Source organism: Nocardia sp. NPDC060249 (genome assembly GCF_042728755.1).
Taxonomy (GTDB): Bacteria; Actinomycetota; Actinomycetes; order Mycobacteriales; family Mycobacteriaceae; genus Nocardia.
Genome location: NZ_JBHXAQ010000001.1, coordinates 271,381 through 283,863, shown reverse-complemented (window position 1 = coordinate 283,863; position 12,483 = coordinate 271,381). Strand labels below are relative to the sequence as shown.

Here is a 12,483-nt window from a genome sequence, read left to right as displayed (position 1 = left end):
CATCACCTATCGAAGGAGATGCCATGCAGCGCAGCACGGCCACCCGCCGCTCGCCCCGGCTCCGACGGCTCGGCACCCGAGCCCTGCCGCTACTCGCGCTGACGGCGCTGACGGCAGCGGGTCCGGCGGGCGCCCAAAATTTCGACCTGCCGCCACTGCCGAACGAGGCGCGGGTGTATCCGGCGGTCGTGCCGATCCCCACACCGCAGGACGACCCTTGGTACGCCGATCCGGCCGATCTCGCGGGCTACGCCAACGGCGACGTGATCCGCAGCCGGGTGGTGCAGACGCACGTGCTCGGCATCCCGGCTCCGGTGCACACCACCCAGCTCCTGTTGCGCAGCTCCGACGTGCACGACAACCCGATCGCCACCGCCACCACCGTGCTGATGCCGGGCATCCCGTGGCTGGGCCCCGGTGCGCGCCCGCTGATTTCGTATCAGGAGGCGATCGACAGCCTCGGCCAACAGTGCAATCCGTCGTACACCCTGCGCGCGGGCATCCAGAAGGAGGTGGCCATCATGGGCCAGTTCCTCGCGGCGGGCGCGGCCGTGGTGGTCACCGATTTCGACGGCAAAGAGAACACGATCATGTCGCCCAGCGAGGGCCGGATGGTGCTCGACGGCATCCGCGCGGCCCAGCGCGGCGGCCTCGGGCTCGACACCGCACCGGTCGGTTTGTGGGGCTATTCCGGAGGCGGCAACGCTTCCGCTTCGGCCGCCGAGCAACGCCGCCACTACGCTCCCGAGCTCGATATCAGGGGCAGCGCGCAGGGCGGGATCCCCGGCGACAAGGTCGCGATCGCGCCGTTCGCGATCTCGGGGCAGCAGCCGCAAGCCAACTTCACCGGCTGGCTCGCCGTGCTCGGTCTGGCCCGCGAATACCCCGAATTCGACGACCAACTGCAGCAGTACCTGACTCCGGAAGGCCGCCGGGTGGCCGATGACCTGCGGGAACGCTGTCTCTACACCGCCGTGGCGAGCACCCTGCTCCGCCCGATGGCGCAGTACCTGACCGACCCGGAGGCCGCACTGGCCGCCGCGCGACCCGCTCTGGCCGCCGCGAGTTTCGGCCGACCCGAGAACACCCCCGATATGCCGCTGCTGATGTGGCATTCGACCACCGACCAACTGCTGCCCGCCGAACTGGCGATCGACGAGATCGCCGCGGGCTACTGCGCCCGCGGCGCGAACATGCGGATGATCCGGGTGCCGTTCTCGGAGCACATCAGCGCCGAAATCGTCCCCGAACTGGGCACAGTCGCCTGGTTGCTCGCGGTCGCCGCGGGCGCCGACCCGGGGCCGCGAGTATGTTGAGCGCCGCCACGACCTCGCTACGCCAGATCCGCGCCCTGGCACGGGCCGGGATCATCGATCCACGTCGTCCGGCACAGATCCTGCGCACCGCGCGCACCATGCGCGCGTTCGGCCCGATCGCCGGTGGGATCCGTTCCTCGGCACGACGCGCACCCGACCGTATCGCGCTGGTCTGCGACGGTGAGCGGATCAGTTACCGCGAGCTCGATCAACGCACCGACGCACTCGCCGCCACCTGGCACGCCGACGGCCTCGACGCAGGCGACACGGTCGGCGTGCTCTGTCCCGACGGAGCGCGGCTCGTCGAATCCATGGCCGCCGCCGCGAAACTCGGCGCTCGACTGGTGCTGCTCAACACCGGATTCGGTGCGGCGCAATTGCGTGACGTGCTGAAGCGAGAGGGCGTCAGCGCTCTCGTGCTCGACCCGACCCTGTCCGCGATCGCTCAAGATCTCCCCGAACGGATAGTCCTGCTGGACAACATGATTCGCTCAAACGCCCCACCGATCGGCACTCCCGTACAACAGGGCGGTTTCGTCCTGCTCACCGGCGGGACCACAGGCACACCCAAAGGCGCACCACGACGCATCGAATCCCCTTTGGCCGCCGCGCAATTCGTGGATCGGGTGCCCCTGCGGCGCGAGCAGACGGTACTGCTGTGCGCGCCGCTGTTCCACGGCACCGCGCTGTCCCAGTTCATCCTCGCCCTGAATCTGGGGTCGACGATCGTGCTGCACGGCCGGTTCGACGCCGCCCGCGCGCTCGCCCAGATCGCCGAGCACCGCGCCGACATGGTCGTGCTGGTGCCGACCATGCTGCGCCGCATCCTCGATCTGGACCCGAAGTCGTTGTCCACCACCGACACCAGTTCCCTGCGGATCGTGTTCACCGCCGGGGCGGCGTTACCGTCGTCGTTGGGCACCAGGGCGATCGACACCTTCGGCCCGGTGATCTACAACTTCTACGGCTGCACCGAGACCGGGACTGCCACCATCGCCACCCCGCGGGACTGGATCGCCGCACCGGGCACCGTGGGCAAGCCCCCGGCCGGGATCACCGTCGCGCTCTACGACGCCGACGGCACCCGGGTCACCACGCCCGGCGCGGTCGGCACCGTCTACGTGGGCAACACCATCGCCTTCGACGGCTACTCCGGTGGCGGGTCCAAGCAGCTCCGCGGCGGTTTGATGAGCACCGGCGACCTCGGCCACTTCGATTCCGGTGGCAGGCTTTTCATCGACGGACGTGATGACGACATGATCGTCTCCGGTGGTGAGAACGTCTTCCCCGGCGAGATCGAGGACCTGCTCTACCGGCACCCGTCGATCACCGAAGCGGCCGTGATCGGTGTCCCCGATGCGGAATTCGGTCAGCGGCTCGCCGCGTTCGTGGTGCCCGCGGACGCGCTGGACGCCGCGACGGTGCGCGACTACGTGAAAACCCACCTCGCCCGTTTCAAGGCTCCCCGTGACGTGCTGTTCGTCGACGAACTACCCCGCACGCCCACCGGCAAGATCGACCGCCGCGGTCTGGCCGCGCTCGGCTGAACCGGCAGTGCGGCGCCGACGAGGGGTCGGCGCCGCCCGTTCTCTCGGGAAAGCGCTGGTAGTCGCACCATTGCTATCATGGCCGGCAGTGCTCCATGACGTCGCTCGGCCACCCAGCGCTCGAGGAGGAACCATGGCTCAGCATTCCGATGATCGAGTCCCACCCGCATCCGACAACGCCGCCGAACTCGACCTGCCGTGGGCGCCGCGCGATCACCGGTGGAACGGTTCCGAGGCCGAACACGACGCGCTGAAATGGGCCGGCGGTGACCCGCTCAAGATGGCGAGCATCTACCTGTACCGCGAGTCCGGCGGCAACCCGGCGACCGAGGCCGACTACAAGTTCCCGGTCGCCGACATCATCGACGGCAAGCCGACCCTGGTGTTCCACGCGGTAGCCAACGCGGCTGCACGCCTGGACTCGGCCGATATCTCCGAGGCCGACCGCACGCGGGTGAAACACCGGATCGGTGAGCTCTACCAGCAGGCGGCCGTAGCCTTCGACGATCCGTCACTGCGGCCGCCGTGGGACCGCTGACTCAGCGCAGTCCGCGGAAGAACGCGCGGATGTCGCCGACCAGCAGGTCCGGCACTTCCATCGCCGCGAAGTGGCCGCCCCGGTCGAACTCCGACCAGTGCACGATGTCGGTGTCCGCGTCGGCGTAGCGCCGGATCGCGATGTCCTCGGCGAAAACCGCGACGCCGACGGGCGTGGTCAGCGGCGTGGTCTCCCAGGAGCGGACGTGGGTGGCCTCGTAGTACAGCGCGGCCGATGAACCCGCGGTGCCGGTGAGCCAGTAGAGCATCACATTGGTCAGGAGCCGGTCCCGATCCACGGCGTCCTCGGGCAGGCCGGCGGCTGGGAACGTCCACTCCTTGAACTTCTCCACGATCCACGCGAGCTGGCCGATCGGCGAATCGTGCAGGCCGTATGCCACCGTCTGCGGGCGCGATGCCTGGATCCGGAAGTAGCCGTCGCCCTCGCTCTTGAACAGGGCGAGGCGATCGAGCCGGGCGAGCTCGGACGCGGTCATCGTCGCCTTGTCCTCGTCGGAGACAGGACCGAACGGGATGTATCCGAAGGTCGCGGCGTTGACGTGCACGCCGATCACCTTGTCGCCGCCCGCGCGTCCCACCTCGGGCGTGACGAACGCACCCCAGTCACCGCCCTGCGCGCCGTAGCTCTCGTAACCGAGCCTGCTCATCAGTTCTACCCATGCCTTGCCGATCCGAGCCGGATCCCAGCCCTCCTCGGCGACCGGGCCGGAGAAGCCGAAGCCTGGCAGCGACGGGATCACCAGATGGAAGGCGTCGGCCGGGTCGCCGCCGTGGGCCGCGGGGTCGGTGAGCGGACCGATCACATCGAGGAATTCGACGACCGAGCCCGGCCAGCCGTGGGTCAGGATCAGCGGCGTGGCATCGGGGTTCGCCGAGCGTACGTGCAGGAAGTGGATGCGCTGGCCGTCGATCTCGGTGGTGAACTGCGCGAACCTGTTCAGTTCCGCCTCGGCCGCGCGCCAGTCGTAGGAGGTGCGCCAGTAGTCGGCCAGCTCGCGCAGGTACGCGACCGGCACCCCGCGGCTCCATTCGGCGCCGGGCTGCTCGGCGGGCCAGCGCGCGTCGGTCAGCCGGGCCCGCAGGTAGTCCAGGTCGGACTGCGGGATGTCGATGTGGAACGGGGTGATCTCGTTGCTCATGAGAACAACGTTATGACCACAAGCGGACACCTTCTGTCCTATAGAACTGGCAGAGTCGAATTCGTGAAAGAAACTTCGGCGCGGCTGCTTCGGCTGCTCTCGCTCCTGCAAACCCGGCGCGAGTGGTCCGGCGACGAGCTCGCCGCGCGCCTGGGTGTGAGCACGAGGACGGTACGCCGCGATGTCGACAAGCTGCGCGCGCTGGACTACCCGGTCCGCGCGGTGAAGGGCATCGACGGCGGCTACCACCTCGAGGCGGGCGCGCAGCTGCCGCCGTTGCAGCTCGACGACGAGGAAGCCGTCGCGATGGCGATCGCCCTGCGCACGGCGTCGATCAGCGGGGTGAGCGGCATCGGCGAGACCGCACTCAGCGCGCTGGTCAAACTCGAGCAGGTGCTGCCCGCGCGATTGCGGCACCGGGTGCACGCCATGCAGGTCTCGAACGTCCAGATTCCCGGCCGGGCTCGCGTCGATGTCGATCCGGCGGTGTTGTCCGCCATCGCGGCCGCGTGCCGCGACCGCCAACGCCTGCGATTCGACTATCGCAGCGGCGAGCGCGAATCCCGTCGCGAGACCGAACCGCACGAACTCGTCACCTGGGGCCCCCGCTGGTACCTCGTCGCCTGGGATCTCGACCGTGACGACTGGCGCACCTTCCGCGTGGACAGGATGCAGCCCAGAATTCCGGTGGGCCCGCGGTTTTCGCCGCGCGAGATCCCCGGTGGCAACGCGGCGCAACACGTGGCGAAAGGTGTCGCCCAACTCTGGCCCTACCGCGCCACCGTCCGGCTACATGTCCCCGCCGACTCCGAACAAGCGCGCTCGGCCGCCACCTACGGCACCGTCGAACCGATCGACGCCGACACCTGCCGCCTCGAGATCGGCGCCGACAATCCGCGCGGCCTGACCTTCCTCCTCGGCGCCCTCGACACCGATTTCGATATCGAACACGGCCCCGAACTGACCGAGCACCTACAACAGATCGCCGCCCGCTACTCCCGCGCGATCCACGCGGCGCCGCAGTAGCGCGGCGACGAAGCCGGGTCAGCCCGCGAGGTCCTGCGCGGCCGCGTCGATCAGATCCACGATCGCCCCCGGCTGCGAGGCCAGCGAGGCGTGGCTCGCCGCGAGTTCGATGGTCTTGCGCGGGTTCATCCGCGCGGCCATCCGGCGCTCGTTGTCGGGGTGGATCATCCGGTCCTCGGTGGACACCTGGTACCAGGTGGGCTTCACTTTCCAGGCAGGCGCGGTCACGGCGTCACCGAACGTCGAGCCGAGCGGCGCCTTCTGCGTCACGGCCATCACCAGCGCTTCCTCGGAAGTGAGGTCCTGACAGAAGCTTTCGTGGAATTTGTCCTGCGCGATCCACAGGTATCCATCCGAGTCGGGCGCGATGTTCGCGAACGCGGCGGGCGGCAACTGCTCGCTGATCGCCCCGGGGCTCTCCCCCGCGTCGGGCGCGAAGGCCGCGACGTAGACCAGGCCCGCCACAGTGGGCAGATTGCCGACTTCGGTGATCACCGCGCCACCGTAGGAGTGACCGACCAACAGGACCGGGCCGTCGATCTGGGCCACCATTTTCCTGGTGCGCTCGGCATCGTCGGCCAGCGAGGTGAGCGGGTTCTCGACCGCGTACTGCCCCGGATAACCGCGTCGGTTCAATTCCACGATCACCTTCGCCCAGTGCGCGGCGCCACCCCAGAATCCATGGACCAGAACGATTGTCGGCTTGGCAGCCATTGCGAGGCCTCTCTCTCGGTCGGGTTCTCGCCGGCCGGATCTGCCCGAAACCGCGGAGCCGAATGACGCGACGAGCACCACTCACGATATTGGGACGATGAGGCGAATACCACGACCGAAGACCCGGGATATTCCGCGGAGGCCGCGCCACAGACGACGACGGCGCACCCGAACAGGTGCGCCGTCGTCAGAGTGCGGGTGGGCTCAGAACTCCCAGTCCTCGTCTTCGGTGTTGATCGCCTTACCGATGACGTAGCTGGACCCCGAACCCGAGAAGAAGTCGTGGTTCTCGTCGGCGTTGGGCGACAGGGCCGACAGGATCGCCGGGTTCACCTCGCACTCGTCCTTCGGGAACAGGCCCTCGTAGCCGAGGTTCATCAGCGCTTTGTTGGCGTTGTAGCGCAGGAACTTCTTGACGTCCTCGGTGAGGCCGACCTCGTCGTAGAGATCCTGGGTGTAGTCGACCTCGTTGTCGTAGAGCTCGAAGAGCAGCTCGAAGGTGTAGTTCTTGAGCTCGTCGCGCTCGGCCTGGGAGACCAGCTCGAGGCCCTTCTGGTACTTGTAGCCGATGTAGTACCCGTGCACGGCCTCGTCGCGAATGATCAAACGGATCATGTCGGCGGTGTTGGTGAGCTTGGCCCGCGAGGACCAGTGCATCGGCAGGTAGAAGCCGGAGTAGAACAGGAAGCTCTCCAGCAGCGTGGAGGCCACCTTGCGCTTGAGCGGGTCGTCGCCGTTGTAGTACGACAGGACGATCTCGGCCTTGCGCTGCAGGTTGCGGTTCTCCTCCGACCAGCGGAACGCCTCGTCGATCTCCTTGGTGGAGCACAGGGTGGAGAAGATGGAGCTGTAGCTCTTGGCGTGCACCGACTCCATGAACGCGATGTTGGTGTACACCGCCTGCTCGTGCGGGGTGAGCGCGTCAGGGATCAGCGAGACCGCGCCGACGGTGCCCTGGATGGTGTCGAGCAGCGTCAGGCCGGTGAAGACCCGCATGGTGAGCTGCTTCTCGTCGGGCGTGAGGGTGTTCCAGGACGGGATGTCGTTGGACACCGGGACCTTCTCGGGCAACCAGAAGTTGCCGGTCAGCCGATCCCAGACCTCGGCATCCTTCTCATCGGGCACCCGATTCCAATTGATGGCCGACGCCCGATCGATGAGCTTCATTCCGCCTCCACACCTTTCCGCCAGACCTGATGACCCGCACCCGCCGCCGTGCACGAGGCCCTTACCCAGAACACTACTCGTAGTGGGTGACAACCTCGGGGAGCACTACAGCTTGTGTTGCGGCGTGCGGAACTCGACCCGACCGGCCGAATACCCACACCACACACGCGGCCCCCATTGTGCGGCACGATCGCGAACTGATCACCATCGCATCGCCAGTGATTCGCCACATGTGTGCCGACGCCCGCTTCGTGCGGTGAGCGCGGCCACCGCCCAGCACTCCCGGGCCCGGTGCGGATACGGGGCGCCGATCCGGCACACTGGGCATTCGACAAGGCTCGACCGCGAGCCGGAGGGAGGCGGGCATCGTCCCGCGCGAGGGGGATTGTCGATGCTGTTGCGTCGTTGCGCGGTGGCCGCCGCTGTCATGGTCGGACTCACCGCCTGTCAGGAGGACCTGCCCACACACAGGCCGGTCACCCCGATCGAGGCAGCTTCGGCGATGCCCGCGTACTGGAAGACGGCGCCGGCCTCCGACGAGCAGCGCCTCGACCTGCTGCGACGCCTGCGCGCGATCGACCCGTGTGCGCTCATCCCCCGAACCGACCTGGCGAAGATCGGCACCTTGCTCGCGGTCGAGAACGACGGCCCGAACAAGTGCGAAGCGACGTTCGACTCCGCCGAGAGCGGCAAGGGCACCTCGGTCAGCTGGGCGATCGGTGTCGCGCCGAACGGGTACGGCTGGGGGCAGTCCCAGCGCGAGGAGGTCGACGGCATCACCGTCGGCCTGCTGCGCGATCTCGACAACGGCCCCCAGGTCGAAGGCCAGCTCGACCGAAGTTGTCTCGCCACCGCGGCTTTCGCCAATACGGCCACGCTCCCGATACACGTGCGAACGCCATTGGGTACCGAGCCGTGCCCGGCCGCCCAGTCGGCACTGGCCCGCGCGATGGGCGGACTCGCCGCCGAACCGGCACAGGGCACCTCCCCGGACACCCCTCGAACCGCGCTGCACGGCAAAGACCCGTGCGAAGTCGCCGCCGTGCTGGACGTCGCGGTCACCGTCCTCGATCTGCGAATCTGGTCCTGCCAGTTCACTTTCCGAGGTGCGGCCATCGATGTGGACTACAGCTACGAGGCGCGGGGCTATGCGGACAGCGGTAAGCCGATCTTCACCGCCAACGGCCACACCGGGTACGGCCCCAGCGACGACACGAGCGAATATGCCTCGTACACAGCGATAGTCGGCCCCAGCCTGCCCGGACCCGGATCCGAGCTGATGGGCCCCGCCGTCCCCACCATCCGGGTCTTCGGCACGGACCGAGCGGCCCTCGAATCCGTCCTCCGCTCGACCACCGAGCTCTTCCCCGCCACCTGAACCGGACAAGGAGAACCTCGTGCGACGGCTCATCCTGCTCGTCACCGCAGTGCTGACGATGGTCGCCTGCGGGAGCGAACCCGCACCGGACTCCATGCCCGAGGGTGGATTCTGGTCCACCGCAGCGGTTTCCGATCAGGATAAGGTCGCGGTTCTGCGCAAGGTCAGGGCGATCGACGTGTGCGCCCTGCTCCCCCGCGCAGCATTGGGCACCCTCGGCACCGTGCGCGATGTCGAGAACGTGCATCCGAACCAGTGCCGGGTCAGTATCGCCGTGCCGGGTCATCTCACCGGCATCGACGCGACCTGGAGTACCGGGGTGATGTTCGAGGGTGAGCCGAGCATGGACGGTCCGGTGGACGAGGAGTCGATGGGCGACGTGCGGGTGCTGTTCAACGACGAGCCCGCCGCGTCGGACGATCCGCAGGTGCGCGGGGCTTGTCAGACGTGGGCGCGGTTCGTGGCGGGGGCCGACCTGTCGTTCAGCGTGCGAGCGCCGCAGGATGCGTGCGCGTCGGCGAGGACGCTGGTGCGGATCGCGTTGACAGCGTGGCGTAAGGAGCCGGTCCAGGGATCCTCGCCGGATTCGGATCGGGCGGTGATCACCGGAGCCGATCCGTGCGTGGTCGCGCCGTTGCTCGGCGTGCGGGTGCCGGTGGCCGATCAGGGCGTCACCACGTGCAAGGTGAGCGTCGATGGGCACGACGCGATCGTCACCTTCGACTACAACGAGGAACGCTCGATCATCGACGACACCCCGGCCTTCACCGTGGGCGCGCGCCAGGTGTACCGATTCGACACGGCCCAGGCCGACATGGCGTCGCTGTCGGCCGTCGTCGGTCCCGGCCTCGCACCGGGACCGACCGACGCGCTGCTCGGTCGGCGCGTGCCGACGGTCTCGGTCACGGCCCACTCGGCGATCGCGGAGAAGGTCATGCGCGAAACCCTGCCGCTGGTGCGCTGACACCTCGGACGCTGGTGCGATGACGACAACGTTCTGAGAACGACCCGGCGTGATGTTTGCGCGAGTGTTGCCGTCGCGGGCAGACTCGATGGTCGGGCGCGGGTCCGGGCCCGTATCTGTCGAGGACAGGGGTACCGATGTATCGCAGGATGGCGCTGGCCGCTGCCGCGTTGCTCGTGTGCGCCGGATGCGGGAGTGACGACGCGGGCACACCACCCGATTACGGGGAGTTGCCACCGCCGCCCGCACCGGTGATTCCCGCCCAGCCGCCCGAGTTCTGGTCGAAGGCCCCCCAAGACGAGCGTCAGCGCGACGAAGTGGCCCAGGCGACGCGCCAGGTCGATGTCTGCGCGGTGCTACCGCGCGAAACGCTCGCGAAGATCGGCGAGGTCAAGAGCGTGACCATCGGCCTGGATTCGTGCCGGGCCATCCTCGGCGGCGGGGCGGGCACCGAGGATTCCACTCTCACCTGGCACGCCACCCTGCTGAGCAGCCTCGGCTCCAGCGGCAGAGGCGTCACCACGCAGGTCGGCGACGCCAGCGTGCGCACGGTCCCCGACCGCGATGCCGGTGAACCCCGGGCCTGCGGGGCGACGGCCTGGTTCCCGTCCGGAGCCGCCATCTACCTCGGTCTGTCCACTCCCGGCAAGAACCCGTGCGTCGTGGCCGGTGACGTGATGCCCGGCATGATCGACCGCTGGCGCCAGTCGCCGAAGCAGGGCACCTCCCCCGACACCGCGCCCACGGTGTTGCTCGGCGCCGACCCGTGCACGGTACGCGCGAAACTCGCGGGCGCCGTCCGCGACGACGAGCAGCGCCTCACCCAGTGCCTGTTCAGTTATCGCGGCGAGAAGATCACCGTGAGCTACGAGTACCGCGTGCCCGCCTACCTGGCCGCCAACAGCACCGAAGACCACATCGACGGCCGCACCGTGCATCGCTCGGTCTCGGTCTACGACAGCTCGATCCCGATCTACACCGCGGCCGTCGGCCCGGAACTGCCCGCTGAATCCACCGCGTTCGGCAGGCGCGTTCCGGTGGTCGAGGTGGTCGCCGCCACCGACGCCGTCGCCAAGGACGTCATGGCACAGGCACTCACGCTCTTCCCACAGCGCTAGATTCCCAGCACCAGCTTCGCGGTGGTGAAGTAGATGATCAGCCCGGTCGCGTCGACCAGGGTGGTCACCATCGGCGCCGACACGACCGCGGGGTCGATCCGGAACTTCTTGGCCAGCAACGGCATCGTGCCGCCGATGGTCGCCGCCCAGCCACAGATGACCACCAGGGTGATGGCCACGACGATGGCGATCTTCGGCCCGACGAACACCGTGCCGATCAGCAAGCCCGCGGTGGCCAGCATGGTGCCGAGCACCAGCCCGACCCGGCATTCACGCCAGATCACCTTGAACAGATCCGAGACGCGCACCTCGCCGACCGCCAGCGCGCGCACGCACGCCGTCGCCGCTTGCGCGCCCGCGTTGCCGCCCGCGCCGATCAGCAGCGGAATGAACAGCGCCAGGCTCGCGGCCTGTTCGAGGGTCGATGCGAACATGTCGGTGACACTCACGGTGAGCGTGGCCGCGAACAGCAGCAGCGTCAGCCACAGCGCCCGGTAGCGCGCCAGCTGGAACACCTTGGCGGCCATGTAGTGGCCCTCCCACGGCGCCGAACCGGCCTGCTTGGCGACGTCTTCGCTGTCGGCGGCCTCGAGCACCTCCATCGCGTCGTCGATGGTGAGCAGCCCGATCACCCGGTCCTCGCTGTCGACGACCACCAGGTTGATGAGGTTGGTGGAACTCATCAGCCGGGCGGCCTTCTCCGCGGCGTCGGTGGCCCGCACGAACGGCGGCTCGGTGACGACGAGTTCGGACACCATCGCGTCCGGCGAGTGCAGCACCAGCTCGCGCAGTTCGACGATGCCGGTGAGGCGGCGGCCGCGGTCGACCACGGGCAGCGTGTAGACCGTTTCGGCGTTGGCGCCCTTCGCGCGCACACAACCCAGCGCCTGCGCGACAGTCAGATTGTCCGGCAGCGCAACGACTTCCGGCGTCATGTACAGCCCGACCGAGCCCTCGGGGTAGCCGAGCAGCGTGGCGGTCATCCGGCGCTCGCGCGGGCTCAGCCCGGCGAGGACCTTCTTGGCGACCTTGGCGGGCGCTTCGTGCAGCATGCGGGCGCGGTCGTCGGGGTCCATCGCCTCGACGAGATCGCGAAAGCTCTTCTCGCGCAGGCCCTGCAGGATCTGCTGCTGGTCGACCGGCTCGAGCTCCTCGAACACGCTGAGCGCGCGCTCCTTGTCGAGCAGCCGGAACACGACACCGGCCTGCACGGCGTCCATCCGAGCGAGCGCGTCGGCGATGACGTGCGGCGGACGGTTGTCGAGCCAGTCCAGGCCGCCACAGACCCGGTGGGTCTCGACGATATCGCGCACCGATTCGGACAGGATCGCGAGCGCCTCGGTGACAGCGTGGTCTTCCACGGCTGCGCGACGTGGTGAAACCACCTCGGGCACAACGGTTTCGGTCGGTACATGACGGGTGGTGACGAGATCGACGTTCGACATGATCGAGTCCTCTGGCGTGACAGCGCGCACGCCTGCGGCACAGCTACAGGATGCGCGAGAAGTGGAACGAGTGACGGTGGCTCACACCGCGGGGCGTCCACCACCGAGGCC

11 protein-coding genes are annotated in these 12,483 nt (G+C 68.4%); 7 read left to right on the top strand and 4 right to left on the bottom strand.

The genetic code is table 11. The features are described from left to right. The first annotated feature begins 23 nt into the window (after positions 1-23). The 3 genes from ACFWFP_RS01335 (at position 24) to ACFWFP_RS01325 (ending at position 3,401) form a co-directional block, all read left to right on the top strand. Positions 24-1,316, top strand: a complete 1,293-nt coding sequence (locus ACFWFP_RS01335; RefSeq protein ID WP_379292543.1) for a lipase family protein — start codon at positions 24-26, stop codon at positions 1,314-1,316. After that, positions 1,310-2,863 carry an AMP-binding protein gene (locus ACFWFP_RS01330; RefSeq protein WP_379292542.1) on the top strand — a complete coding sequence of 518 codons (1,554 nt, stop codon included), beginning with the start codon at positions 1,310-1,312 and terminating at the stop codon, positions 2,861-2,863. The genes ACFWFP_RS01335 and ACFWFP_RS01330 overlap by 7 nt, the downstream gene beginning before the upstream one ends. 133 nt (positions 2,864-2,996) lie before the next feature. Next, on the top strand, positions 2,997-3,401 hold the full coding sequence (locus ACFWFP_RS01325) for a hypothetical protein (protein ID WP_379292541.1): 405 nt from the start codon (positions 2,997-2,999) through the stop codon (positions 3,399-3,401). 1 nt (position 3,402) lies between these two features. On the opposite strand, the gene ACFWFP_RS01320 is transcribed toward ACFWFP_RS01325, so the two are convergent. Next, positions 3,403-4,560, bottom strand: a complete 1,158-nt coding sequence (locus tag ACFWFP_RS01320; protein ID WP_379292540.1) for an epoxide hydrolase family protein — start codon at positions 4,558-4,560, stop codon at positions 3,403-3,405. Positions 4,561-4,623: 63 nt separating this feature from the next. On the opposite strand from ACFWFP_RS01320, the gene ACFWFP_RS01315 reads away from it, so the two are divergent. Next, positions 4,624-5,586 (top strand): helix-turn-helix transcriptional regulator, encoded by a 963-nt coding sequence (locus tag ACFWFP_RS01315; protein ID WP_379292539.1) that lies wholly within the window; start codon positions 4,624-4,626, stop codon positions 5,584-5,586. 18 nt (positions 5,587-5,604) lie between these two features. Here the strand turns inward: ACFWFP_RS01315 and ACFWFP_RS01310 are convergent, their stop codons facing one another. Then, entirely contained in the window at positions 5,605-6,300 is a 696-nt protein-coding gene (locus tag ACFWFP_RS01310) for an alpha/beta hydrolase (RefSeq protein WP_379292538.1), read from the bottom strand. Between the two features lie 204 nt (positions 6,301-6,504). Next, positions 6,505-7,467, bottom strand: a complete 963-nt coding sequence (nrdF, locus tag ACFWFP_RS01305; protein WP_358105034.1) for a class 1b ribonucleoside-diphosphate reductase subunit beta — start codon at positions 7,465-7,467, stop codon at positions 6,505-6,507. Between the two features lie 391 nt (positions 7,468-7,858). Between nrdF and ACFWFP_RS01300 the strand changes: the two genes are divergently transcribed. From ACFWFP_RS01300 to ACFWFP_RS01290, 3 genes are all read left to right on the top strand, one after another. Further along, positions 7,859-8,845, top strand: coding sequence for a hypothetical protein (locus tag ACFWFP_RS01300; RefSeq protein WP_379292537.1), 987 nt, complete (start codon positions 7,859-7,861; stop codon positions 8,843-8,845). 19 nt (positions 8,846-8,864) lie between these two features. Continuing rightward, a complete protein-coding gene (locus ACFWFP_RS01295) occupies positions 8,865-9,809 on the top strand; it encodes a hypothetical protein (protein WP_379292535.1) in 945 nt (314 codons plus the stop codon). A gap of 137 nt (positions 9,810-9,946) precedes the next feature. Next, positions 9,947-10,927, top strand: coding sequence for a peptidase (locus ACFWFP_RS01290; RefSeq protein ID WP_379292534.1), 981 nt, complete (start codon positions 9,947-9,949; stop codon positions 10,925-10,927). Here the strand turns inward: ACFWFP_RS01290 and mgtE are convergent. Further along, positions 10,924-12,372: a magnesium transporter gene (gene mgtE, locus ACFWFP_RS01285; RefSeq protein ID WP_379292533.1), complete on the bottom strand. Its 1,449-nt coding sequence runs from the start codon at positions 12,370-12,372 to the stop codon at positions 10,924-10,926. The genes ACFWFP_RS01290 and mgtE overlap by 4 nt on opposite strands. Positions 12,373-12,483 lie beyond the last annotated feature (111 nt).